Origin of the sequence: Sulfitobacter sp., assembly GCF_041552635.1 — a bacterium.
Classification (GTDB): domain Bacteria; phylum Pseudomonadota; class Alphaproteobacteria; order Rhodobacterales; family Rhodobacteraceae; genus Sulfitobacter.
In genome coordinates, this window is the sequence record NZ_JBFEKM010000048.1 from 1 (window position 1) to 24510 (window position 24510).

The window sequence follows — 24510 nt, forward strand, 5'->3', positions numbered from 1 at the left end:
GATTGGGCCGAAGTCTATCCCGAAGTCGCGACGCCGGGGCATCTGGTCAAAGGCGCATACCGTCAGGGACAGCTTTGGGTTGATTTTGCAGTAAACGGAGATGTTGGCAAAGCCGCTTAGCGCGGGAAAAAGCGTGTAGGCAAAAGCGTGATCTTAGCCGCCAAGCTGGGGCCGCATTGCTTGGTAAATAACTGCCGTGGCAACATTTGCCAAATTTAGGGACCGTACACGCGGGTCAAGCATCGGCAAATGAAACACCCGATCATCCATTCCGTCTAGAACCTCGGACGGCAGGCCTGCGGATTCACATCCGAAAACCAGATAAGCATCCTTTCGATAGTGGGGTTCATAAAGGCTTTTTTCGCCGTGTTCTTCAAAGAAATACAAGCTGTCGCGCGAAGGCTTGCGATCACCTAGGAAGCTTTGCCAGCTGTCGTACTCGGTTAGGTTAACATGCTTCCAATAATCCGTTCCGGCCCGCCGAACCGACTTTTCATCAAGGGAAAACCCGTAAGGTTTGATAAGGATCAGCTCAAGATTCAGGGCGACACAGGTGCGTCCGATCGCGCCAGTATTGTAGGGAATTTCAGGGGTTACCAATACCATTTTCATGCGCGGATCAGACATAGGATGTATGGGCTTTCTAAGTCAGGGGCGCAGGATCACGGTGCGCATTCTCTAGCTCAACGACGGGGGTCTTAACAGCATCACCTGTTGTGATGTGATAGCGGGCGACCCTTGGCTGCAGGCCGTTTCAAGCATCAAACGAAAAGGGCTCGCGACATGCGCGAGCCCTTGATCTTGTATCAAAGAATGAACTTAGCCCTTCTTGAGAACTTCACGGCCCAGCAGTTCTGCAATCTGTACGGCGTTCAACGCAGCACCTTTGCGCAGGTTGTCGCTGACGCACCACAGGTTTATGCCGTTGTCGATCGTGCTGTCCTGCCGGATGCGGCTGATGAACGTGGCGAAATCGCCGGCACATTCGACGGGCGTCACATATCCGCCGTCTTCGCGCTTGTCGATCACCATGACACCGGGGGCTTCGCGCAGAATGTCGCGGGCCTCGTTTTCATCAAGGTGATCTTCGAATTCGATGTTGATCGATTCGGCGTGGCCAACAAAGACCGGAACGCGCACGCAGGTGGCGGTAACTTTGATCTTGGGGTCGATGATCTTCTTGGTCTCGACCATCATCTTCCATTCTTCTTTCGTGTCCCCGCTGTCCATAAAGACATCAATGTGCGGGATCACGTTAAAGGCGATCTGCTTGGTGAACTTGCGCGCAGGCTTGCTGTCGGTGGGGTTGTAGATCGATTTGGTCTGGTCCCACAGCTCGTCCATGCCGTCTTTGCCCGAACCGGACACCGACTGGTAGGTCGACACGACAACACGCTTGATTGTTGCGCGGTCATGCAGTGGCTTGAGGGCCACAACCATTTGCGCGGTCGAACAATTGGGGTTCGCAATGATGTTTTTCTTGGAATAATCGTGGATTGCATGCGCGTTCACTTCGGGCACGATCAACGGAATATCCGGATCATAGCGATACAACGAAGAGTTATCGATGACCACGCACCCAGCCTTGGCAGCCTTGGGGGCGTATTTTTTGGTCGCCTCTGATCCGACGGCAAACAGCGCCATGTCCCAGCCCGTGAAGTCAAACGTATCAAGGTCTTTCGTCTTGAGTGTCCTGTCCCCAAAGCTGACCTCGGACCCGAGGGAATTGCGCGAGGCAAGTGCCACGATCTCATCCACGGGGAAGTGGCGCTCGGCCAGAATGTTCAGCATTTCACGGCCCACGTTACCTGTGGCACCCGCGACGACGACGCGATAACCCATCTGAAATCTCCAATATTAAAATGTGATGGTGCGCGCCTCATATACCGCTTGTTCCTGCGGGGGAAGGGGGTGCACGTTAATGGGTGGTATCACGGGAAAATAGGTACACAAACAGGCCCGCTGCCATCAGTCCCGTGAACAGAGTGAAAATCACCACATAGGGCGCATGCAGGGTCAAGGCGGGTTGGCTTGCCGAATAGGCGCGGCCTGACAGGAATTGCGCGACACCCACACCGCCGATGCTGCACAGGTTCAGCATGGTCATCCCGCGCCCGATCAGGTGCGGCGGCAGAAAGCTGCGCCCGTGCGATATGATAATAGCATAGGTCGCGCCGAAAAAGCCGATGGCGGCCATCAGGACCGTCGCCAGAAGGAGGCTGCCCGAGGGGTAAAGGCTCAATCCGCAAAGTGCGGCAAGGTTCAGCGCGGTTCCCCCGATGACGACCCATTTCGTGCTGCCGATCATGCGGTCCAGTGGGCCATAGGCAAACGTACCTGCGACCATCGCGGCCCCCATCAACAAAGTGGCAAGGCCGATCTGGTGCGAGTCAGCGGTAAAGACATCCTCGAGGTAGGGGCCGATCCAAAGGCCGCGCAGGGCACCGACCTGAGCATAGCTGACTGCCATTATCGGAAAGATGAACCACAGGGCTTTGATCTTGAAGACAGCCAAAAGGCTGCCACGCGCCTCGCCTTCGGGGGTGGCGGGGTCGCGGACCACAGCCCAGATGCCAAGGGCTGTCAGGCTGGCGATGGCGCAGAGGCCCCACAGCGATGCGCGCCATCCAATCGTTTCGGCGGCGATGGCCATGGGATAGGACGCGACAAGGTTGCCGCATGTACCGACCCCGACCATGACAGAGGCCAGCACGACAAAGCGGGCGGGCGGATATTCCCGCGCAAAGATATAATAGGCCGCCATCAGAACGGGCGCGCAGCCGATGCCGATCAGGACCATGGCAATATCTATGTGCACAGGGGCGGTTGCCAAAGCAAATATCGCAGCCCCGCCGCCGCCGCCAACCAAAAGCAAGCTGGCAGCCGTCCTCCGTGGTCCGATGGTATCAAGCGCCCAGCCGACAGGTAGTTGCATTGCAGCAAAAGCAAAGAACCATAGCCCGGATGCAAAGGCGAGGTCTTCGGGCCCCGCCCCGATATCGGCGCGCAGGGCAGGGCTGAGAACCGCCAAAAAGGCACGGAAAAACTGACTAAGCACATAGGCCAGCCCCAGCAGGGCAATTCCGCGTGTCATTTCAGCGTGTCGCGCCATTTGCTGGCCAGTGCCTGTGCGGTGTGGCTCAGGATTAGAACATCTGCGCCAACGGCGACGAATCGTGCGCCAGCCTTGATTGCGTCCTGCGTCATCTCGTCCTTGGTGGACAAGATGCCAGCGGCCTTGCCTGAGGCGTCGATCTTGGACAGGGCAGACATGATTGCGGTCTGGACGTCGGGATGCAGCGCATTGCCCATGTGCCCCATGTCTGCGGCCAGATCGGCGGGCCCTATGAACACACCGTCGATGCCGTCTATCGCCAGAATTTCATCAAGGTTTTCGAGGCCCTTTCTGCTTTCGACCTGTACCAACAGGCAAATCTGATCATCGGCCGTGGTGCCATAATCGGTGATTTGCGAGAACCGCGCCGCGCGGGTCAGGGCATAACCGACGCCGCGATCGCCGTGTGGCGGATAGGTAACGTCGCGGACCAGTTGGCGGGCCTGATCTGCGTTGTCGACCATCGGAACCAGCACTGTCTGCGCGCCAGCATCCAGCACCTGTTTGAGCATGTAGGTTTCGCCAATCGGCACGCGCACGACCGGATGGCTGGGCGATGCTTCGAGCACCTGAAGCTGGGCGAGGATCGAGCGCAGGTCGTTAGGGGCATGTTCGCCGTCAATCACCAGCCAGTCAAATCCAGCTGTGCCCATCAATTCAGTGCTGAACGTGTCAGCAAGACCAAGCCAGCAACCGAAAACCGTTTCGCCGTCTTTTAGGGATTGTTTGAAAGGGTTGTGGGGGGCTGGCATGGGCGTGATCCTTGGTGCTGTAATTGGGCGCACCCTAGGCGTATGGATCAGCTGCTGTCCAGTGGGGGCGCTGCCCCCGCCGCGTAAACGCACCCCCCCCGGAGTTTATTTTGCAAAATGAAGGGGTCAGATGACCTTGATCACGTCTTTGTCGATGGCCAGCATATAGCCACGGCGGGCGATGTTCTTCACAAGCAATTCCGAGACGATCTGATTGCCGAGGGTATCGCGCAGTCGCTTGATGCGGGTGGCACCTGCGGCCTCGTCGCAATCGGCGGCATTGCGCCCCGAGATCACACCTTCGATTTCCGAGCCGGACATGACATCATCGTCCATGCGCGCTTCGGCGAGGACCGACATGGTTTCCATCGCTGCGGCGGTAAGTTTGAAGCCGAGGTTATTGAGGTAGACGGTGTTTTCCTCGCGGCTGATCAGCAGGGAATTAACCTGAATGCCAACGCGTTCGATCTGGGCCATGCGGCGGTTGAAGCTGACCAGCATGATTAGAAAGACGAGGGCGGCGACCAGCATTGCAGAAGCAAAGACAAGCAATACGATGATGACAATGCGGTAGCTGGTGAGCGTTTCAGAGAATGCTGTGCCCGACTGGGCCAGAATCTCGAGCAGTTTGATTTCGGCTTGGGCCGTGAGGTCATCGTTTTCGACAAAAATACGTTCGACCTGCGCGTTGAACGCATTGGCGTCGGGCAAGGCCCATAGCAACAGCCCTGCGCCGACCAACAGGATCGCCACGATGGCCACGATACCGCCGCCGACAAATCGACCGCCTGCGCGGCGCATATCAGAAGCGGAGGAAGTTTGAGCCTGCACTGTCTCTCCTTTGATTGAGGCCTTCTTCGCCGAAGACCGAGATCACCGTAAGAAGTGTCCAGCCCCGTTCAGCAAGGCGTTGACTAAGCTCTGATTGTGCGGCTGCGCGCGTGCAGGCACCAGATATCTGCGCCACACCATAGTGCAGGCGCAAAGGGTTTTCTTGTTTGGCCTTATAATCAGCATAGCAACCGGCCGCCTGAGCGGGCAGTGCAGCAAGGCCAAAGGCAGCTGATATCAGCAGGGCTAGGGATATGCGTTTCATCATTCAAGACTGCGCCTTTGCTGGCGGATATTCAATATCCAATGGGGTTTAGGTCCGCTGTTATCGGATAGCAGGGCGGCGTTATTGCCTGTCTTGAGGGGGTGGGGCCAGATTAGAGCAGGGCCATGTTCTTGTGGCCTTGCATGGGGCTGGACCCGTGTCTTGTTTAGAGAGGATCAGACCTATGTACCGCAAATTTATCGCAACCATCGCCGCAGCGTCCATTTTTGTGACAGCGATCAGTGCAACGTCGGCCGCTGCCGGGGACCGCAACCGTGATCTGGCCCGTATTGCCGCTGGCGTTCTTGGGATTGCAGTGATCGGTAAGATTATTCACGACAATAACAAGCGGGACGAAAGGCAAGGGCAAGCGGTCACACGGCACCGCGTTGAACCTGCGCCTGTGTACCGTGCGCCGCGGGTCGAGCAGCGCCACAAGGTGCAACCGCGGCCCCTGCCGCGCGGCTATGGGCACCAGGATAACCGGGCCCGGAGAGATAACAAGCTGTTGCCCAAGCAGTGTTTCCAAAGCTTTGATACCCGCCGTGGTTCGGTGTTGATGTTCGGGCGTCGTTGTCTGGAACGGAACTATCGTCATGCCAATCGTTTGCCGCAGCATTGCGTGCAAAAAGTCCGGACGTTCCAAGGAAATCGTGTCGGCTATGATGCCCGCTGCCTGCGCGGTGCGGGATACAGTTTGGCGCGCGGTTGATTTCCGCGTGCTAAAACCGGGCGGATTGTTTGTCGCCTGGGTGTGGAGGGAGGGATGTTCGGGCATCTCTCCCTTTTTTATGTCTGAAACCACTTGGTTTTAGACTGCCTTCGGCGAGGATATTTAAGAGCCAGAGAAGAGATAAGGGTTGAGGTTTATTCCTTGCTCATGTTTTGGAGCGCTTATGGGACCAGATTTTGAATTTGAACGAGATGCATATGCGCGCGGATTTGCGCGGGTGGCAGGTGTGGATGAAGTCGGGCGTGGACCTTTGGCGGGGCCGGTGACGGCGGCTGCTGTGGTTTTGGACCCTGAGCGTATTCCAGAAGGCCTGAATGATTCTAAAAAGCTGACCAAGCGGGCGCGGGAGCGGTTGTACGAAGAGATTTTGGCTGTGGCTGACGTAAGCATCGCCCATGCTTCAGTTGAAGAGATTGAAGAGCTGAATATTTTGCGCGCCAGCCATTTGGCGATGGTGCGGGCGCTGGCCGGGCTGAGAACGCCTGCGGATTTCGCGCTGATTGATGGCAACATGGTGCCGCGCGATCTGGTGATCAAATCGCAGACCGTGATCAAAGGGGATGCGCGGTCTCAGTCGATTTCTGCTGCCTCAATTATGGCTAAAATATGTCGGGATTGTGTCATGTTGTCCTTGGCGCAACAGCATCCCGGTTATGGGTGGGAGACCAACATGGGATATGGGTCGAAAAGCCACATAGAAGCGCTTCAAAATCTTGGGGTGACCCCACACCATAGACGTTTATTCAAACCGGTACACAATATGTTGTATCAAGATAAATAACTAAGCGATTGATTCAAAAAACAAATTGACCACGAATCGTCTGTCAGGGCATCCTTGTACTCAACCAAGAGCACACAATGTGCCGGGGCAGAGGCAGCAAAATATGAATACGATAACAAAGGGTGCAAACGCACTTCCCTTGAATACAATTCTTGCAGGCGATTGCATTGACGCGATGAATGCGCTGCCGGAGGGATCGGTCGATCTGATCTTTGCGGACCCACCCTATAACTTGCAGTTGAGGGGGGATTTGCATCGCCCTGACAATTCAAAGGTCGATGCGGTTGATGACGCCTGGGACCAGTTTGCAAGCTTTGCCGTCTATGACCAATTTACCCGCGACTGGCTGAAAGCAGCGCGGCGTTTGCTTAAGCCAAATGGTGCGATTTGGGTGATTGGCAGCTATCACAACATTTTCCGCGTCGGGGCTGCATTGCAGGATCAGGGCTTTTGGATTTTGAACGATGTGGTTTGGCGCAAGTCGAACCCGATGCCGAATTTTCGGGGTAAACGCCTGACCAACGCTCATGAGACAATGATCTGGGCTGGCAAAGATGAAAACTCCAAATATACCTTCAACTATGAGGCGCTAAAGGCGCTCAACGAAGGCATTCAGATGCGCAGCGATTGGGTTTTGCCAATCTGTACGGGTCATGAGCGTCTGAAGGATGATGCGGGCGACAAAGCGCACCCCACGCAAAAGCCCGAGAGCCTGTTGCACCGTATTCTGATTGGATCGACCAACCCCGGTGATGTGGTGCTGGATCCGTTTTTCGGGACAGGCACGACCGGCGCGGTTGCCAAGATGCTGGGCCGTGATTTCATCGGGATCGAGCGCGAAGAAGCGTACCGCAAGGTTGCGGAAAAGCGGATCAAAGCCGTGCGCAAGTTTGACAAGGAAGCGTTGCAGACCACTACATCCAAACGCGCAGAGCCGCGCGTGCCCTTTGGTCAATTGGTCGAGCGTGGAATGCTGCGCCCAGGCGAGGAGCTTTATTCGCTGAACGGGCGTCATTCGGCCAAGGTGCGTGCAGACGGCACATTGGTTGGCAACGAGGTTAAAGGATCGATCCATCAGGTTGGCGCGGCCTATGAAAAAGCCCCCAGCTGCAATGGATGGACATACTGGTGCTACAAGAAAGACGGCAAGCGTGTGCCGATCGATATTTTGCGCCAGCAAATCAGGGCTGAGATGGCCAACTAGGCCGTACCCCGATTTCAACACAAGTTTACGAACACCGCTGGTGCCTGCGCCCTTCGTAAGAAGGCGCGCTTAAAAGGCACTTACCTTGGCCCCGCCTTTCTTGGCGGGGTCTTTTTAGATTAATGGCTTTTGCAGCTGTCTTAGTGCAAAACGGCTTGTCTGGTCTTGGCGTGTCTGAGCGCATCCATCAAATAATCCAGACCAAATTCCGACTTGTTCACGACGTGAAGCACACCTGCTGTGGCGGCTTTTTCCCACATAAATGGCGATGGCCAGTCACTGACCATGACCATTGGAATGTGAGAAAAAATCTTCAGGTCGGCAAGTTCGATCGCAAAATCTGCGCCAAGCCCGTCAGGCAGATTGTTGTCGAGCAATATCATCGATATCCGGTTCTCTGCCAGAAGAAGGCGTGCTTCCCTGAGGGTTGTTGCGACATAGATCTGCATATCTGCCACGGATTTGTTGATCATCCGCGTCATTCTAAGCTGATCAAATTTGCTGTCTTCGATAATCAGGCACGTGGGAACCATTGCCACATTTTGTGCCTGCTGCCGCTGCTGTTGCCTGATCATAATATCCCCCAAGAAAAATGAACCGATATACTTTCTTGTCAGGATCCCGTTAATATTGCGTCAACGTGGGTAGGGCGTCGTTCCATTGTTATAGGCTGTCCAGTCGGTGATTTCCGGGTAGTACATTTCGCGCCACTTGCGGACACGCGGGTTCATCACGCGCCGCCAGACCCACGGCATCATCGCCATGACGGTCATGACCGGATAGCCGAAAGGCAGCTGGGGCGCGTCGGATGCGCCGTAGGTTTGCAGCACGGGAAACCTGCGGTCCGGCTTGTAGTGATGGTCGGAATGGCGCTGCAGGTTGATCAGCAACCAGTTCGAGGCCCGGTGCGCAGCGTTCCATGAGTGATGCGGTCGTACGTGCTCATATTTGCCATCCCCCAGATGTTTGCGGGTCAAGCCATAGTGTTCGACATAATTGGCCAGCTCAAGCTGCCAGATCGCAGTGCCGGCCTGAGCAAGGAAAAGACCAAGCCCCGTCCATCCGCCAAGGGTCAGCGCGATGGCCAAAAATGCGCCCTGAAGCGCCCAATACCTGAAAAACGGGTTGCTTCTATGGGTCCAGGGCCTGTCCTTTCGCGCCAACATCGCTTTTTCGGCGCGAAATGCGGACTGCCACGATTGACGCAGCACACGCGGGTAAAAGCGGTGGAACCCTTCTTTGTAGTGGGCCGTTACAGGGTCGCGAGGTGTGGCGACATAGCGGTGGTGGACCAGCAAATGCTCAGACCGGAAATGCGAATACAGGACCATCGCCAGCAAAATGTCGGCCCATAGGCGTTCAATCTTGTTCTTTTGGTGCATCAGCTCGTGGGAATAGTTGATGCCAATGGTTCCGGTCATCACGCCTATTCCAAAGAAGACAAAGAACTTTTCCCAACCGCCCAAATGGTCAGCTTGGGGCACATACCAGAGCATCGCCAGCAGCGTGATCAGCTGTGCAGGCATCCACAGTAATGTGATCATGCGGTACCAGAACAGGTCGTCATCCGTCGCATCAGGGTCGGCATTATCAAGGTTAAGGCCGAGAAAACTGTCGATGATTGAAAACAAATACCACGTGACGAGGGGCACAAGGATAACAGTCCAGCCCCCGACAAAGGCGGTAAACCAAACCAAAGGTATCAGGGCAAAGGACAAGGCAAAGGGCAGTGCCCGTTTGATCTGTGCCAGTTGGTCCGTGCTGATGTTTGAGGATGTCATGGTCATGGATAGGGTGCCTTCAGAAATGTTGAGCCATTATAGCGCAGTTTCAAAGCCGCTGGAACTGTGATGGCCCGCCGCTAACCCGTCAGATCAAAAGCTTTGCGCATCACTGTCGGCAAATCCGAAGGTCGGAACCTGTCGGGGGGCAAGAACTCTCCGGTATCGGGCAAAAGGTCTTGTGTCACTGTGGCGTATCTGACGGTTAACATCAGATGAAAATGCGTGAATGTATGGCGGACTTCACCGGGCAGAACCTGCCAATCGGCGGGCATAGGCGGCGTGCCTTGCGGACGTGGCGCGCTGGCATCAATCCAGTCTGAACCGGGCCAGCCCAACATGCCCCCCAGCAACCCCTTGTCGGGGCGCGTTTCCAGCAGCCATGCACCATCGTTGCGCTGTGCCAGATAGACCGTTCCGTGGCGCACCGGCTTGGGGGTTTTGGGCGTCTTTTTCGGCAGCTCGGCCGCGGTTCCCGCCACTCGGGCGGCACATGGGTCGCGCCACGGGCATATGCCACAGGCGGGGGATTTCGGGGTACAGATTGTGGCCCCAAGGTCCATCACGGCTTGGGCATAGTCGCCGGGGCGCGCCATCGGCGTAAGCGCCTCGGCCCGAGCCATAAGTTCGGGTTTGGCGGCGGGCAGGGGCGTGTGAATTTCGTGAAGCCGCGCCATCACGCGTTCGACATTGCCGTCTAGCACGGCATGGGGCAAATCAAAGGCGATCGATGAAACTGCTGCCGCCGTATAAGGGCCGATCCCCGGTAGCTTGAGCAGTGCCGCATGATCGGCGGGAAACTCTCCGCCATGCTGATCAACAACGGCGCGGGCGCATTTCAACAGGTTGCGCGCACGGGCATAATAGCCCAGCCCGGCCCATTCGCCCATCACATCGGCATCCTGAGCGGCGGCAAGGTCTGCAACACTGGGCCAGCGCGCGGTGAACCGCTGGAAATAATCACGTACCGTGGCCACCGTGGTCTGTTGCAGCATTACTTCGCTAAGCCAGATCCGATAGGGATCAGGGCGTTGGCCCGCCTTGCGATCAGCGGGACCAACCCGCCACGGCATGTCGCGGGCGTGCACATCGTACCACTCCAGCAAGATGCGCGGCAGGCGGGTTAGATCATCAGTGTCACGCAATGTTTATGGCCTTTGCGGTTGGGTTGGGCTGGCGATACCCGACGGGATCGCTATGTTGTGGCAAGTTGTTCAGGAAAGATAGTCATGCCGCCACGGCGTACCAGTACAAAAGGCTTTAAACGGACCGATAGCTTGTTATCTGCAAAGATCAGACAGGCCAGCGAAACCCGTGGCTTTGCGCAGTCGCGCCTGTTGACCCAATGGGCCGAGATCGTTGGCGAAGACGTTTCGTCGATCTCAAGGCCGGTCGAGGTCAGCTATGGCCGCGGTGGCATGGGCGCGACTTTGACCCTGCTGACCAACGGATCGAATGCACCGATGCTTGAGATGCAAAAGGAACAACTGCGCACCAAGGTGAATGCAGTTTATGGCTATAACGCCATCGCCCGCGTGCGGGTGACACAAACGGCTGCGACAGGCTTTGCCGAAGGTCAGGTGGCATTCGAAGTGCGCCCCAAAGCGCATGCCACAGCCCCCGCCGATCCTGTGCTGCGCGAACGCGCCACGAAAACTGTGGGGGCCATGGGCGACGAAAGCCTGCGCGACGCCCTTGCACGTCTGGGCGAGAACATATTGAACAAAACGAAACGCTGATAAAGGAAAACAGATGAAACGCACTTTCCCAATTCTTGCGGCTTTGGCCGTTGCAGCTGCTGGCGGCTGGTATGTTTTCAGCGGCCCGGACGCAGTCAACAACACGCAGATCAACCCGCTTGCGGGCGCTGCAAATGCACAGACCACCGAAGCGGCTGATGTGGATACATCGACGATTCAGGACATGAAACAGGGCAATGCAGAATCAGCGGTTCAGATCGTTGAATATGCGTCCTTTACCTGCCCGCATTGTGCAGCATTCGATCAGGGCCCCTACAAGCAACTTAAAGCGGACTACATCGATACCGATAAAATCGGCTTTACCTACCGCGAGGTGTATTTTGACCGCTACGGTTTGTGGGCGTCCATGGTTGCGCGTTGCGGTGGCGAGGAAAAGTTCTTTGGTATCAGCGATCTGATCTACAAGGGCCAGTCCGAGTGGGTGCGCGCGGGTGAACCTGCGGCCATCGTGGACGAGCTGCGCAAAATCGGACGCCTTGCCGGCATCGACGGAGATACGCTTGAGGCGTGTTTGCAGGATGGTGCCAAGGCGCAGACGCTGGTCGCTTGGTGGGAAGAAAACCAGAAAGCCGATGACATCACCAGCACGCCAAGCTTTATCATCAATGGCACAAAATATTCCAACATGCCCTATGCCGAGATGAAAGAGATCATCGACGCAGCACTGGAAAACTGATGGCAGCCCCTCTGGCAGGGCTCAAGGTGATTGAGCTGGCCCGCATTCTGGCGGGCCCTTGGGCCGGTCAAACCCTGTCGGATCTGGGGTGCGAGGTGATCAAGGTCGAAAGCCCCTCTGGCGATGATACCCGCCAGTGGGGACCTCCTTTTATCGAGCGGGGCGAGGATAAATCGGCCTCGTATTTCCATTCAGCCAACCGGGGCAAGGCGTCGGTTGTGGTCGATCTGACCACAAAGGAAGGTCAGGCCAAGATGCATGACCTTCTGGCTGACGCCGATATCTTGATCGAAAATTTCAAGACCGGCGGCTTGGCGAAATACGGAATGGACTATGCCAGCCTGTCCAAACAATTCCCCAAGTTGATCTATTGTTCGATCACGGGATTCGGCCAGACAGGACCCTATGCGCACCGTGCGGGCTATGATTTCATCATCCAAGGAATGTCCGGTTTGATGTCGATCACGGGCGAAGCCGATGGCCAGCCGCAAAAACATGGGATGGCGATTACTGATATCTTTACTGGGATTTATGCCACCACAGCGATCCTGGCTGCCGTGCACCAGCGCAGCCAGACGGGGGCGGGCCAGCACATCGACATGGCGTTGCTTGACTGTGCTGTGGCAGTGACCGGCAATCAGGCGATGAATTATCTGACCACGGGCAAAGCGCCGCACCGGATGGGTAATGCCCACCCGAATTTGACCCCTTACGAGGTGTTTGAATCCTCCGATGGGCATCTGATCATCGCGACAGGCAACGACGGGCAATTCCAACGTCTGTGCCGTATGCTGGGTCTGGACGATATGGCAGAAGCGCCGGATTACGCGAAAAACTCTGACCGGGTTGCAAACCGGCCAGAGATGATCCGCCGCCTGAACGATGCGACGCGTATGCGCACCCGTGATGATCTGCTGGCCGCATGCGAAGACAAGGGCGTGCCTGCTGGTCCGATCAACGATATGGCCGATATGTTCGATGATCCGCAGGTAATCGCGCGTGGTATGAAGGTCGAGCTGGACGGCGTGCCGGGCATCAGATCCCCCTTTGTGTTTTCGGGGGCCGAACTGGCGCTTGAACGGGCCGCACCCAAACTTGGCGAAGATGACTGATCGTTGAGGGCGTAGTTCATCGGAATTTTTGAAAATTCCGGTGACCTACGCGGGCTTTGGTAACTTGTCCAAAGCGGCAAAAAGCGCATTGTCTGATTGTAGCTCCAGACGTACGGGCAGTGTAATGACTTTCATCCGAAAGGACGCTGGCAACCGGACGGCGTCCTTTTCGGTTGTGACAAGCTGCGCCCCTTTCGCATCTGCATCTGCCTCAAGACGCGCCAAAAGTGCCGTTGACAGCGCTTGATGATCATCAAGCGCCTCGGCGTGGACGATCTTGGCCCCCAGCCCCTTGAGCGTGGCAAAAAACTTTTCCGGGTGCCCGATTCCGGCAAACGCCAATGCGCGGGTGTCAGACCAGTCCATGCCGGTTTGCAAAGGTTTCAACTCGGCCCGGACATGTGGCAGACCAGCTGGCAAAGGCGTGGCGTCAAAATTTTGCTGATCGCTGTCATTACCAATCGACAGTACCAGATCAGCACGCGCTAAACCCGTTTGTACAGGTTCGCGCAGCGGACCTGCCGGAAGGCATAGCCCGTTGCCAAAACCCTTCGCAGCATCGACGACTACGATGCTGAGGTCTTGGAACACTGCCGGATTTTGAAACCCATCGTCCATCACTACCACGCTTGCCCCTGCGCGTTGCGCCGCGCGTGCCCCTGCGGCACGGTCACGGGCAACCCAGACTTCGGCAAAGGCTGCCAGCAGTAAGGGTTCGTCGCCCACCTGTGCTGCGGTGTGTCGCGCGGGGTCCACTTGCAGCGGCCCTTTTTCGGTACCGCCATACCCACGCGAAACGATGTGGGGCGTGTGGTAGATGTTGCGCAGATGTTCAACCACAGCCATCACGGTGGGCGTTTTGCCCGTTCCGCCTGCATTGATATTGCCGACGCAAACCACAGGAATATCCAGCTTTTCGGGGGTACCGCGGGCCAATCGCCGCGCCGTGCCCCAAGCGTATAGCGCGCCAAGTGGTTGCAGCATCCGTGCACGCCAATCAGGGCGGTGCAGATGCCAAAACGCGGGGGGGCGGCTCATCCGCGGGCCTCTTGCTGGTCGAGGGTGTCTTGCACCAGATCGACCACCTTATCGGTAAGGGCGGCCCCACGGCTGATCACATCCCAACCCGCATGGGCCATCGCCGCAGTTTGGTCGGGGGCAATGAGGCGGCTGACTGCGGTCCCCAAAGCTGTGGCATCATTGACGATCCGTGCGGCCCCTTCGGCTGCTAACCGGGTGTAGGAGGGCAAGAACCGCCGGACCTTGGGCCCATAAAGCACGGCTGAGCCGAGTGCGGCTGCCTCAAAAGGATCACATCCGCCACTTCCGCTGATCAGTGAACTTCCCAGAAAGGATACAGGGGCCAACCGGTAGAACAGCCCGATTTCGGCAGGGTCATCGACGATCATTACCTGTGTTGACGCATCCGGATAGCCCGCATCGCCCCACCGCAGAACGCGAAAATCAAGCTCTGCCATGCGGGCGGCAAAAGCATCTGCATGGGCAGGATTGGCGGGGTGGACGATCAGCAGCAACCGGTGCGACAGGCGCAGGGCTTGGCGGTGCGCCGTCAACACTGTGTTAAGCTCGGCTTCAAGCACCTGATTGGCGAACCAGATGGGGCGGCCGACCAGTGCCGCTGACAAATCGGCCAGATCGGATTCCATGCAAGGCAGGGCCTGTCCCCCAGCCTGAAGTGCTGAGGTTACCTCGATGTCGTCGCGGGCGACGCCAAGGCGGACCAGCCGTTGAAAACCTGCCTCTGACCGCGCGAGAATAGCCGAGAAATGAGACAGCAAATCCCGTGTCAAATCCCGCAACCAGCGGTCGCGACGCCCGTCGAAACCGTCACTGTCCACATCAATCAGAAACATCGGGCAGGATCTTTTCGCAAGGGCAAGTATCATGTTCGGGCGCAGTCGCCCCCACACCCAAATACAGGCATTCGGCTGCCAATGGTCCAGAAACTTCATAACGCTGGTGGGGTGATCCTCTGGTAATACACCAATGAAAACATCACTATGCGAGGGTTTCGGCAGATCTGACCCGTGCGCCGGCTGCGGAACAGTGATCAGCACACTTAGCCCTGATCTACTGCGGCACAGCCGGGTGGCAAGGTCTTGAATTGCGATCAGGCTGCCGGGTTCGGGAGCGTGGCACCAGACCAGTTCCCCCTGAGGACGTTCGGCCACAGGGACAAAAGGCAGTGCAGCACCGCGTCTGGCAAAGGCGCGATACGCCGTCAGCCCGAACGACTGTGCCATCGCTGGGTTCAGCCCAGTTCTTCGGTCGAGGATGCAGCGGCTTCTTCATCGCGCAACCGGTGCAAGTGGGCGATGAAATAGCGCGTATGCGCGTTGTCCACCGTGCGCTGCGCTTCGTTTTTCCAAGCGTCATAGGCGCTGGCATAGTTTGGAAAGATGCCAACCACGTGGATGTCATCCACATTCTTGAAAGCAGTCCCTGTGGGTGAAACCAGTTCACCGCCAAAGACGAGGTGCAGGCGTTGGGTCATGGTGCTGTCCTTTGTTTTCAAACAGATGGCCTTGGGGTCTATCTAAGGCATTGGATCACGCGGGGGCAAGGCTGCTCAGAATATCCGCATGGATCGAAGCACCCCCCGCAAGAACCCCATTCAGTCGGGGATCGGCGTTATTAAACCGTAAAGGCCCGCCGGTTTTATCCGTACAAAGCCCGCCTGCTTCGGTCACGATCAACGCACCGGCGGCAATATCCCATTCCCAGCTTTGGCGCAGGGTGACCATTGCGTCAAACCGACCTTGCCCCACCAGCCCCAGCCGATACGCCAGCGACGGGCGGTGCGCGCGTTTAAAGCCCGGATCGCCTTGCCAATGGTGATCAGCCATCACAGGTTTCGTGGCCAGCACGGTGGCATTGGTCAGGCCACGGGTATCAGAGGCGCTGATTTTTTGCCCGTTCAATGTGGCACCGCCGCCCAAAGATGCAGCAAAAAGCCGGTCGAGCATGGGTAGAAACACCACCGCTGCGGTGATCTGACCGTTTTGGGCGATCGCCAGCGAATGAGACCAGGTGTCCGACCCTTCGATAAAGCTGCGGGTACCATCAATCGGATCAATGATGAAAACCTCGGACTGTCCCAAACGCTTGGCACTGTCTTCGCTTTCCTCGGACAGCCAGCCAAAATCTGGGCGCGCTGATGTCAGATCGGCGTGCAGCATGGCGTTCACGGCCAGATCGGCTTCGGTTACGGGGCCAGCGCCATCGGCTTTGTCCCAGCGTTTCGCCGTTTGGCCGGAAAAGCCCATAGCAATCTGACCGGCCTTGCGGGCGCAATCGATCAAAAGGTCCAGATCACGCGCCGGCAAGTGTCATCCCCGGTACCAGCAGCGACGGCACCACGCGGCTTAGGTGGGTGCGCGCGTCATTGGCAGGCACGATGCTGGCCAGCATATCGCGCAGATTGCCTGCGATGGTGCATTCATTGATGGCATGTGTGATCTCGCCATTCTCGATCCACAGGCCCGAGGCCCCGCGCGAATAATCGCCCGTGTTCGGGTTGATCGTCGATCCGATCATCGAGGTGACCAGCAGCCCTGTCCCCATCTGTTTGATCAGGTCGTCACGCGTGGCGTCGCCTTGGGTCAGCGCGATGTTCCAGACCGACGGGCCGGGGTTTGATCCCGGACCGCGGGCGGCATTCCCTGTCGGGGCCATCCCCAATTTGCGGGCCGTTGCCAGATCAAGCGTCCACCCTTTCAGGGTGCCGTCTTCGACAATCACGCGTTTTCCCGTTGGCAGACCTTCGGCGTCAAAGGGGCGCGAGCCAGAGGTGCGCGGGCGGTGTGGGTCTTCGGTGATCGACAAGCCCTTGGGCAGCACGTCTTCGCCCATGGCATCGCGCAGCCACGATGCGCCGCGCGCAATCGCTGATCCGCTGACCGCAGCCAGCAAATGCCCGATCAAGGTCGAGGAAATCCGCTCATCAAACAGCACGGGATAGGCACCTGTGGGGGGCTTGCGCGCGTCCATTCGGGCCAAAGCGCGTATCCCCGCAGATGTGCCGATGTCTTCGGCGCTGCGCAGGTCGGCCTGAAAAATCCGGCTGTCCCCGTCATAGTCACGCTCCATCCCTGATCCGCTGCCTGCGATGGCAACGCAGGACAGGCCGCGGTCGGTGCGGCGGTATCCGCCTTCGAACCCGTTGGTTGCGGCCAGATACACCTGATGCGCGCCATACCCTGCGCTGGCCGATTGCACCTGACTGACGCCTTTGACGGCAAGGCCCGCCGCCTCGGCCTGTGCGGCATCTTCTTGCAGCGCTTCGGGCGATGGTTCGGCGGTCGTGTCGTAAAGCTCCAGCGCGTCAATGTCCCATGCCGTGGCCAGCTGGTCAGGATCGGCAAGGCCGGTATAGGGGTCCTCGGGGGCCTCTTTCGCCATGGCGACGGCGCGGACCGCCATTTCTTCGATTGTGCGATCCGACGTATCAGAGGCCGACACATTGGCCGACCGTTTGCCCACAAACACCCGCAGCCCGATGTCGACGCCTTCGGCGCGCTCTGCTTGCTCCAATGTACCGCTGCGCACATCCACGCTTAGGGATGTACCGCGCACGGCCATGGAATCGGCGCTATCCGCGCCCGCCTGCTTTGCGGCGTGCAACAATGCTTTGGTAAGCGCATCAAGGGATTGCGACATGGAAAGCTCCTTGGAAATTCAATGGACAGCTAGCGCCCCGCATGCCGGTTCGCAAGGGACGCGCTGGTGATGGGGCGGGCAAGCTGCTTATTTGATCCGCTGTCCGTTGGCCAGAATCGAACCCGAACGGGTGAATTCCAGCTTTGAGGTCAGCGTATCGTCTTCGGGACCCGGCACTGCGAACATACCCATCATCATCCGCGCACCCATGGCTGTTTGTGCTGGTAGCAGGCCGGATTCAACCAAGGACTCCAACAGCACATTGCCGCCCACAAGTTTCAGATCAACCGCACCTGCGGGGTTCGCCATGCCGCTGTTGTCAGCGTCGGTATTGTCGAACACTGCGGACCCGTTGCCGGTCAGTTTGGCCCCTAGCGCATCAACGATCAGTGAATTCAGGCTGACGCTTTCGACTTGAGCAGGCATATCACCTGTCTCGGTAATCCGCTCTGCCGCCTTGGCGTCCAGAAAATCCGCCAGAAGAGTCAGCTTGCCGGACAAATCCAAAGCGATCGACGCCGGATCGCGCGGCAAATTTCCTTGGGGATTGATCATACCCCAAATCATATCTGACATGGTGAAATCGCCGATGTTCAGGCCAAGGGCAAAGTCTTGGGGTGTGTCTGATTTCATCGCCGGGCCGCTTAGGTTGAAGGCGGCGTTTTCCATCGCAAAAGACAGCAGGAACGGGAATTCTGCGGGCTGCATGGAAACAGTCGTACCTTGCCGCGTGCCCGCATAGCTTAGGCCGTCCGTGCTGGTTTCTGCCGTCAGCGTGCTGGCTTCGGTCGTGACGGCGGCCGATGTATTGCCGCTGTTGGGATCTTCGATGGTCACAGTCATCGTGCTGTTGCCCCCCGACAGGGTGCCCGACACATCCATTCCCGCCTGCAACATGGTGGCCATATCGGTGGCTTGCGCCAAGCCAAGCGGCAAGGCACCGTCGGCGCGCAGCATCAGGTTTGACGACGTTCCCGCAATCGTCGCTATGGCAGGTTCGTTCGGATCCTTGAACTGCATGTCATAGGTAACGGCTGCGACAGTGCCGTTTTGGGAATAGTCGCGCATGGCCCCGATGGTGGTTCGTGTCGTGTTCTTCACATCCGTCATCATGATCTTCATCATGGCGTTTGCAGCATCAAGGGTTTCGCCGTCAATTGTCATTGCATCAAGGGTCAGCCCCAACAGTCCCGCACTGTAGGTGCTGGTCATGGCTGCGGGTGTGCCACTTATGATCATGTCGTGACCGTTTTGATTAACCGTAAGCGCCATACGCACGGCTTCGCTGTCGTCGTCATTGGGCACAACATCCACGATAATCGGCATCGCATCGGGCATCACGACTGAAACTGTCCCGTCATTATTCTGCACAAAGCCAAGCGTATCAATAGACACCGTGACCGCGCCCTGATCTGGATCACTGGACAGATCAAAGCGCAGGTCGCTGACGGTCAACCGATCACCGGACAGGTCTTCAGTTGCGGTCAGACCATAGCCGACGCCTTGCATATAGTCGCGCCAATCCTGCCAGACATCGCTGGGTGTCACATCGGCCAGCGCGCCCTGAGCCACAAAAATCATGCCCAGTGACGTTGTCGTTAAAAGACGGTTAAATCGGTTCATTCTAAAATCCTATGTCGAATAGCTTGGCGGTCGCGGGACCTGTGCACGTTTGAATAGATAATTGCCATGGGTCCGGTTACAAGGCAAAGCCGCTTTGGCGCTTTTACGAAGTTTCGCGCTTTGGGTGGGCTTTGGGGTGGTCGCTGATTAAAGTGATGCTAACTATTGCCCCATTCCGGCGTGCCGGACAGGGCTGCGCGCGGACGACGGATAAAAGGAAGCACAACATGGATATGACCAACAAAACTGTCATGATCACGGGCGCAAGTCGCGGTATCGGTGCCGAAACAGCGCGTGTTTTTGCGAAAGCAGGGGCGAATGTCGTTCTGATGGCGCGGTCGCAGGACGCGATTGGTGATCTAGCAGGAGAGATCGGGCCAAAAGCTATCGCGATTCCATGCAATGTCGCCCGTTTTGGTGAAGTGTCCGCTGCGGTGGACTTTACCTTGCAGGCCTTTGGCAGCGTTGACGTTTTCATCAACAATGCCGGCGTGATCGAACCGATTTCGCATTTGGCCAGCTCTGACCCTGATGAATGGGGGCAGGCGATCGATATCAACCTCAAAGGTGTCTATAACGGCATGCGCGCCGTTCTGCCCGTGATGAAGGAAACCGGCGGTGGGTCGATTCTGACCATCAGTTCGGGTGCCGCACATCACGCCATCGAAGCTTGGAGCCATTATTGCGCGTCCAAGGCTGCGGTGAATATGCTGGGCCGTTCGGTCCATCTGGAAGAGGCGGCAAATGGCATTCGTGCTATCGGTCTGTCGCCGGGCACCGTTGCCACGCAGATGCAGCGCGAGATCAAGCAAAGCGGTATCAATCCGGTCAGCGAACTGGCGTGGGAAGACCACATTCCCGCCGATTGGCCAGCCCGTGCCTTGTGGTGGATGTGCAGCCCCGAGGCAGACAGATTCTGCGGCGAGGAAATCTCGCTCCGCGACGAAGAAATCCGCAAGGCGGTAGGTTTGCTATGATCGAGTTTTCGCGTGATGGCGACATTTGGACGGCGACGATCAACCGGCCCGAAAAGGCCAATTCACTGACCCATGAAATGCTGGTTTCTCTCTCCGGTTTCATGGAGGACGCCCAAGCTGCGCGCGCCGTGATTCTGACCGGCAACGGCAAGGTTTTCAGCGCGGGTGCCGATCTGGACGAAGCCCGCGCCGGCCTTGCCACGTCAACGATTTGGGAACGTCTTTCGGGTGCGATCGCAGCCTTGCCGGGGCTTAGCATTTGCGCGCTGAATGGCACGCTTGCTGGTGGTGCCATGGGAATGGGGCTGGCCTGCGACATGCGGATCGCGGTGCGATCAGCCAAGTTCTTCTATCCGGTGATGAAGTTGGGGTTTCTGCCACAACCCAGCGATCCCGCGCGGATGGTGGCGCTGATCGGCCCTGCCCGCACCAAGATGATCTTGATGGGCGGTCAAAAAATCACGGCAGAAGAGGCGTTGATGTACGGGCTTGTCGACAGGATTGTCGAACCGGATGCGCTGCTGGAAACAGCACATGACATCGCAGCGCTTACCGTCGCCGCAGCGCCCGAGATTGCGAACCAGATCAAAGCGATGTGCGCGGCCGAACCACTGTCGACCGACGATCTTGGGGCCGCGCGTATTGGATGAACAGCCTTAGATAAAGGGAATACCGCAGGCGCTTAGCAAGGTCAGGCTGGTCAGGATCAGGATGATACGCATTATAAAGACTCCGTTGATATTCCTTGGCAGGATCGTCGTGCAATTGGCGTTTAGTCAAGGTATTGGCTTGCATTGTAGTTAAGTTTCCCCTGAAGGGTGCCCCATGACCATTGACCACAAAACAAGCGCACAGGCCGTCGTGATCGGCGCAGGCCCAGCGGGGCTTATGGCCGCCGAGATGTTGGCGCAGGCGGGTTTGTCCGTGACAATCTGCGATCATAAACCATCCGTGGGGCGCAAGTTTCTGATGGCAGGAAAATCGGGGCTGAACCTGACCAAGATCGAAGAACCCGAGCCGTTTTTGGCCGCATTTTCCACTGCGGGTGGCCCGTTGAAACCCATCATTGAAGCTTTCGATAATCACGCGGTGCAAGACTGGGCCGCAGGCCTAGGGCAGGCGCTGTTTACAGGCTCCACCGGACGGGTGTTTCCGACCGTCATGAAGGCGTCGCCCTTGTTGCGTGCGTGGCTTGCGCGGTTGGCGCAGGCGCAGACGCAGATCAATACGCGCTGGCGTTGGATGGGGTGGCAAGGTGATGCTTTGGCCTTTGATACGCCTGAGGGGCCGCAGACCTTGCAGGCGGATGTGACGGTATTGGCGATGGGCGGGGCAAGCTGGGCGCGGTTAGGGTCGACCGGTGAATGGGCTGTGCCGCTGGCCGATAGTGATGTGAAAATTGCCCCGTTTGCCCCTGCCAATGCAGGGATCGCGATGGATTGGTCGCCACATATGGCGGCGCATTTCGGGTCCGCGCTAAAGGGGATTGGCCTGAAATCAGGTACTTACCGGTCTCGTGGCGAAGCGCTTGTTTCTGCTCAAGGGCTTGAAGGCGGTGGCATCTATACCATTTCGCGTGGCGTGCGCGAAGGGCATCCCTTGATGTTGGACCTGCTACCGGACCAGACTGAAAAGGCACTGGTCGAAAAGCTGGAAAAGCCCCGTGGCAAGATGAGCATGGCAAATTTCATGCGTAAAACGCTTAAATTGGACGTGGCCAAGATTGCGCTTTTGCAAGAAATGGCGCGGCCTTTGCCGCAGGATGCCAAGGCTTTGGCAAAGCTGCTCAAGGCGCTACGCATTGCCCATGCGGGGCTGCGGCCAATGGATCAGGCGATTTCAACGGCGGGTGGCGTGCGGTTCGACGCGGTTGATGACACTCTGATGCTTCGGGCAAGGCCGGGGGTGTTCGTCGCAGGCGAGATGTTGGATTGGGAAGCCCCGACAGGCGGTTACCTGATCTCGGCCTGCCTTGCGACAGGCCGATGGGCAGGGCAAAACGCCGCCGTTTGGGCGCAGAAGGCTTAGGTTTCTTTTGAGGTCGCGGCCTTGAAGGCGGGGCGTTCGCGCATGGATTTGGCCCAAGCGCCCAGCTTGTCATCGACATTGGGGAAACCCGCGCCGATCGACCAGTTGATGCAATGGGTTGCCAGCAGGTCAGGCACTGTAATTTCGTCGCCCATCAGAAACGGCCCCTCAAGGCGATCTGACAGGACTTTGGCCGCGCGGGCGAATTCGGATTTCAGGCTGTCCTTGATTTCGGGTACACGCTGTTCTTCTGGAAAGACAAAGCTGTGCTTGGCTGCAGCCCAAAGGATCGCGTCCATTTCGTCGATCAACCAAAATGTCATCGCATCCTGACGTGCGCGGGCCGGTGTGCCTGCGGGGGCGGTCAGTTTGCCGTGCTTGTCGGCCAGATACTGCATGATCGCGACAGAATCAGTCAGCACATCATCCCCGTCGACCAGCGCAGGAATCTTGCCTGACGGATTGTATTGCTTTGCTTCGTCCGAACGTGGGCCGCAGGCGACATGTTCGTAAGCTTCGCCCAATTCTTCCAGCATCCACATGACGCGCAGGGCGCGAGATTTGGTGGCTCCGATGACTTTGTACATTTGATTCCCTCCCAAGGAATATCGCCTAAATTTAGCGTTGTGCGCCCAGCATAGCGAGGCGAATGAATGCGCGTTCAACCAATGCCATCGTCGGTGCGTGTTGTCCCGCTGATCGCAGCGTCAGATCGGTATCGGTCAGTACGGTCAGCGCTGTTTCCAGCTTTGCTGCGCCCCAGTTTTTAGCCTGGCGCATGGCGCGGTCACGGTCGCGAACGCCCCAGATCTGACCACCGGGGTTGCTGGCAATGCGGTAAAGGGTACGGAAATGGCGGGTCGCCATGATGATCAGTGTCACGGCATTCACGCCTTGGGCTTGCAGCTTGGCCATCACGGGGCCGATATCGCCCGCGCGCGCTTCGGCAACGACATGTAAGATATCGTCCACCTCGGCTTCGGTCGAGGTGGGCGCGCAATTGGCGACATCTTCGGCTGATAGCGGGCTGGTATCACCGATTTTATACAGCATGATTTTTTCGACCATCTGTCGGAAATCGCCCGGATCTAATACGCGCGCCAATTCGGTCAGCGCGCCCATGGCATCGGGTTCGGGGCTTAGGCGCGCGTCGGCCAGAATGCGTTCGATTTCTGCCCGATCAGGTGGATTGTCATATATTGGTGTGGCAAAGGCAGCTTTATGGGCCTCAAACGCCTTGAGCACCTTTGATGTTTTCTTGAGGTCGCCCGCCGTCACGATGATCTGCGCATCGCCCGGTTGCCAGTCTGCCAGCGCATCAATCAGGATCTTCGCAATATTATCGTTGGCGTCCTCGACGAAAGCTGCGCGGGGGCCGGGGAAAAATCCGACGGCTTTGATGGCGTCCAGCAGCATCGGCGGATCGCGGCGCAGGTCGGCCGCCTGAATGCGCGTTAGCCGCATTTCTTCCTCGGCATTGGCCCCTAACAGTGCCTTGAGGAACTCTTGCCGTTTCAACGCCACACGCATTGCGTCGCCGCCATAGATCAACAGACCTGTTTTATTTGGGTCAGGCTTTTTGAAATAGGCGGTGGCATCGCGGGGGGGCAGTTTCATGGTGTCAGGTCGGTCGCATACAGTCGGGTTACGATCTGGTCGGCCAGCATGGTCATCAGCCGGATTTGTGCATCACGTTCCGCCGCCAGCGTGGCCACCGTTGATCCGGTCGCGGAATAGCCGGTAAAGTTTTCGACCTTGCCTGAGGTTTCGATTTGCCCCGTCCCCAGATCGCGCAGGGCGAAATCCGCCGATCCGATCAGATTATAGCGCGTTGTGTTGTCGGCGCTGTCGATGGCGAGGCCTTCTTCTCGAGTCTCGATCTGGAGAGCCAGTGCATAGCGGGGTGCATCGGGCCGACCCAAGCGTGTTTCGATTTCACGGACCAACATGTATGTAAACGCATCGTCGGGGGCGTCCACCTGCACGCTATTCTGTAAGGCCTCGCCGCTGCCGCCGGTGCCATAGACGGGCTGGAACCCGCAGGCGGCAATCGCAAGCAGTGGCAAAGCAAGCAAAAAGCGGCGTTTAGGCAACGACATTAACGATCCGTCCGGGCACAACGATCACCTTTTTGGGCGTGGCTCCATCCAAGCTACGAATGACAGCTTCGTGGCTGAGCGCGATTTTTTCAA

The 24510-nt window shown here is 57.6% G+C and carries 27 protein-coding genes; 9 read left to right on the forward strand and 18 right to left on the reverse strand.

Annotated elements, in window-relative coordinates:
• Positions 1 to 153: 153 nt before the first annotated feature.
• The 6 genes from ABYT07_RS07645 to ABYT07_RS07670 form a co-directional block, all read right to left on the reverse strand.
• Entirely contained in the window at positions 154 to 627 is a 474-nt protein-coding gene (locus tag ABYT07_RS07645) for a tRNA (cytidine(34)-2'-O)-methyltransferase (RefSeq protein WP_372990574.1), read from the reverse strand.
• 192 nt (positions 628 to 819) lie between these two features.
• A complete protein-coding gene (locus ABYT07_RS07650; protein WP_372990576.1) occupies positions 820 to 1842 on the reverse strand; it encodes an aspartate-semialdehyde dehydrogenase in 1023 nt (340 codons plus the stop codon).
• 76 nt (positions 1843 to 1918) lie between these two features.
• Entirely contained in the window at positions 1919 to 3094 is a 1176-nt protein-coding gene (locus tag ABYT07_RS07655; RefSeq protein WP_372990577.1) for an MFS transporter, read from the reverse strand.
• Positions 3091 to 3867, reverse strand: coding sequence for an aldolase/citrate lyase family protein (locus ABYT07_RS07660; protein WP_372990578.1), 777 nt, complete (start codon positions 3865 to 3867; stop codon positions 3091 to 3093). Before ABYT07_RS07660 ends, ABYT07_RS07655 begins: the two co-directional genes overlap by 4 nt.
• 126 nt (positions 3868 to 3993) lie before the next feature.
• A complete protein-coding gene (locus tag ABYT07_RS07665; RefSeq protein WP_372990613.1) occupies positions 3994 to 4668 on the reverse strand; it encodes a transcriptional regulator in 675 nt (224 codons plus the stop codon).
• Position 4669: 1 nt separating this feature from the next.
• The gene (locus ABYT07_RS07670) at positions 4670 to 4963 is read right to left on the reverse strand and encodes a hypothetical protein (RefSeq protein ID WP_372990614.1); all 294 of its coding nucleotides are present in this window, start codon (positions 4961 to 4963) and stop codon (positions 4670 to 4672) included.
• Positions 4964 to 5147: 184 nt separating this feature from the next.
• Between ABYT07_RS07670 and ABYT07_RS07675 the strand changes: the two genes are divergently transcribed.
• The 3 genes from ABYT07_RS07675 to ABYT07_RS07685 all read left to right on the forward strand — a co-directional run bounded on the left by ABYT07_RS07675 (position 5148) and on the right by ABYT07_RS07685 (position 7681).
• Positions 5148 to 5675 carry a hypothetical protein gene (locus tag ABYT07_RS07675; RefSeq protein WP_372990580.1) on the forward strand — a complete coding sequence of 176 codons (528 nt, stop codon included), beginning with the start codon at positions 5148 to 5150 and terminating at the stop codon, positions 5673 to 5675.
• 184 nt (positions 5676 to 5859) lie between these two features.
• On the forward strand, positions 5860 to 6477 hold the full coding sequence (locus tag ABYT07_RS07680) for a ribonuclease HII (protein WP_372990581.1): 618 nt from the start codon (positions 5860 to 5862) through the stop codon (positions 6475 to 6477).
• A gap of 103 nt (positions 6478 to 6580) precedes the next feature.
• Positions 6581 to 7681 carry a site-specific DNA-methyltransferase gene (locus tag ABYT07_RS07685; protein ID WP_372990583.1) on the forward strand — a complete coding sequence of 367 codons (1101 nt, stop codon included), beginning with the start codon at positions 6581 to 6583 and terminating at the stop codon, positions 7679 to 7681.
• Between the two features lie 140 nt (positions 7682 to 7821).
• Here the strand turns inward: ABYT07_RS07685 and ABYT07_RS07690 are convergent, their stop codons facing one another.
• The 3 genes from ABYT07_RS07690 to mutY form a co-directional block, all read right to left on the reverse strand.
• Positions 7822 to 8214: a response regulator gene (locus ABYT07_RS07690; RefSeq protein ID WP_372990616.1), complete on the reverse strand. Its 393-nt coding sequence runs from the start codon at positions 8212 to 8214 to the stop codon at positions 7822 to 7824.
• Positions 8215 to 8316: 102 nt separating this feature from the next.
• Positions 8317 to 9468: an alkane 1-monooxygenase gene (locus tag ABYT07_RS07695; protein WP_372990585.1), complete on the reverse strand. Its 1152-nt coding sequence runs from the start codon at positions 9466 to 9468 to the stop codon at positions 8317 to 8319.
• Between the two features lie 74 nt (positions 9469 to 9542).
• Positions 9543 to 10607 carry an A/G-specific adenine glycosylase gene (gene mutY, locus ABYT07_RS07700; protein WP_372990586.1) on the reverse strand — a complete coding sequence of 355 codons (1065 nt, stop codon included), beginning with the start codon at positions 10605 to 10607 and terminating at the stop codon, positions 9543 to 9545.
• An 84-nt stretch (positions 10608 to 10691) separates the two neighbouring features.
• Between mutY and ABYT07_RS07705 the strand changes: the two genes are divergently transcribed.
• Genes ABYT07_RS07705 through ABYT07_RS07715 form a run of 3 tightly spaced genes read left to right on the forward strand, consistent with a single transcriptional unit; the run spans position 10692 to position 13010 of the window.
• A complete protein-coding gene (locus ABYT07_RS07705) occupies positions 10692 to 11201 on the forward strand; it encodes a DUF721 domain-containing protein (RefSeq protein WP_372990588.1) in 510 nt (169 codons plus the stop codon).
• Positions 11202 to 11214: 13 nt separating this feature from the next.
• Positions 11215 to 11898 (forward strand): DsbA family protein, encoded by a 684-nt coding sequence (locus ABYT07_RS07710; protein ID WP_372990590.1) that lies wholly within the window; start codon positions 11215 to 11217, stop codon positions 11896 to 11898.
• Positions 11898 to 13010: a CaiB/BaiF CoA transferase family protein gene (locus ABYT07_RS07715; RefSeq protein WP_372990591.1), complete on the forward strand. Its 1113-nt coding sequence runs from the start codon at positions 11898 to 11900 to the stop codon at positions 13008 to 13010. Before ABYT07_RS07710 ends, ABYT07_RS07715 begins: the two co-directional genes overlap by 1 nt.
• A 45-nt stretch (positions 13011 to 13055) precedes the next feature.
• Here ABYT07_RS07715 and lpxK read toward each other — a convergent pair whose 3' ends face one another.
• The 6 genes from lpxK to ABYT07_RS07745 all read right to left on the reverse strand — a co-directional run bounded on the left by lpxK (position 13056) and on the right by ABYT07_RS07745 (position 19313).
• Positions 13056 to 14048, reverse strand: coding sequence for a tetraacyldisaccharide 4'-kinase (gene lpxK / locus ABYT07_RS07720; RefSeq protein WP_372990593.1), 993 nt, complete (start codon positions 14046 to 14048; stop codon positions 13056 to 13058).
• Positions 14045 to 15274, reverse strand: coding sequence for a 3-deoxy-D-manno-octulosonic acid transferase (locus tag ABYT07_RS07725; RefSeq protein ID WP_372990595.1), 1230 nt, complete (start codon positions 15272 to 15274; stop codon positions 14045 to 14047). The genes lpxK and ABYT07_RS07725 overlap by 4 nt, the downstream gene beginning before the upstream one ends.
• 8 nt (positions 15275 to 15282) lie before the next feature.
• Positions 15283 to 15525: a DUF4170 domain-containing protein gene (locus tag ABYT07_RS07730; protein WP_372990596.1), complete on the reverse strand. Its 243-nt coding sequence runs from the start codon at positions 15523 to 15525 to the stop codon at positions 15283 to 15285.
• A 55-nt stretch (positions 15526 to 15580) separates the two neighbouring features.
• On the reverse strand, positions 15581 to 16357 hold the full coding sequence (locus tag ABYT07_RS07735; RefSeq protein WP_372990598.1) for a 3'(2'),5'-bisphosphate nucleotidase CysQ: 777 nt from the start codon (positions 16355 to 16357) through the stop codon (positions 15581 to 15583).
• Positions 16344 to 17690 (reverse strand): TldD/PmbA family protein, encoded by a 1347-nt coding sequence (locus tag ABYT07_RS07740; RefSeq protein ID WP_372990599.1) that lies wholly within the window; start codon positions 17688 to 17690, stop codon positions 16344 to 16346. Before ABYT07_RS07740 ends, ABYT07_RS07735 begins: the two co-directional genes overlap by 14 nt.
• Positions 17691 to 17777: 87 nt before the next feature.
• Positions 17778 to 19313 (reverse strand): DUF2125 domain-containing protein, encoded by a 1536-nt coding sequence (locus ABYT07_RS07745; RefSeq protein WP_372990601.1) that lies wholly within the window; start codon positions 19311 to 19313, stop codon positions 17778 to 17780.
• Positions 19314 to 19540: 227 nt separating this feature from the next.
• On the opposite strand from ABYT07_RS07745, the gene ABYT07_RS07750 reads away from it, so the two are divergent.
• From ABYT07_RS07750 to ABYT07_RS07760, 3 genes are all read left to right on the forward strand, one after another.
• The gene (locus ABYT07_RS07750) at positions 19541 to 20290 is read left to right on the forward strand and encodes an SDR family oxidoreductase (protein ID WP_372990603.1); all 750 of its coding nucleotides are present in this window, start codon (positions 19541 to 19543) and stop codon (positions 20288 to 20290) included.
• Positions 20287 to 20940: an enoyl-CoA hydratase/isomerase family protein gene (locus ABYT07_RS07755; protein ID WP_372990605.1), complete on the forward strand. Its 654-nt coding sequence runs from the start codon at positions 20287 to 20289 to the stop codon at positions 20938 to 20940. Before ABYT07_RS07750 ends, ABYT07_RS07755 begins: the two co-directional genes overlap by 4 nt.
• A gap of 175 nt (positions 20941 to 21115) precedes the next feature.
• Positions 21116 to 22318: a TIGR03862 family flavoprotein gene (locus tag ABYT07_RS07760; RefSeq protein WP_372990606.1), complete on the forward strand. Its 1203-nt coding sequence runs from the start codon at positions 21116 to 21118 to the stop codon at positions 22316 to 22318.
• Here the strand turns inward: ABYT07_RS07760 and ABYT07_RS07765 are convergent.
• Genes ABYT07_RS07765 through lptE form a run of 3 tightly spaced genes read right to left on the reverse strand, consistent with a single transcriptional unit; the run spans position 22315 to position 24417 of the window.
• Positions 22315 to 22905 (reverse strand): glutathione S-transferase family protein, encoded by a 591-nt coding sequence (locus ABYT07_RS07765; RefSeq protein ID WP_372990607.1) that lies wholly within the window; start codon positions 22903 to 22905, stop codon positions 22315 to 22317. The genes ABYT07_RS07760 and ABYT07_RS07765 overlap by 4 nt on opposite strands.
• A 31-nt stretch (positions 22906 to 22936) precedes the next feature.
• Positions 22937 to 23935, reverse strand: a complete 999-nt coding sequence (holA, locus tag ABYT07_RS07770; protein WP_372990609.1) for a DNA polymerase III subunit delta — start codon at positions 23933 to 23935, stop codon at positions 22937 to 22939.
• Positions 23932 to 24417 carry an LPS assembly lipoprotein LptE gene (gene lptE, locus ABYT07_RS07775; protein WP_372990611.1) on the reverse strand — a complete coding sequence of 162 codons (486 nt, stop codon included), beginning with the start codon at positions 24415 to 24417 and terminating at the stop codon, positions 23932 to 23934. Before lptE ends, holA begins: the two co-directional genes overlap by 4 nt.
• Positions 24418 to 24510: the final 93 nt, after the last annotated feature.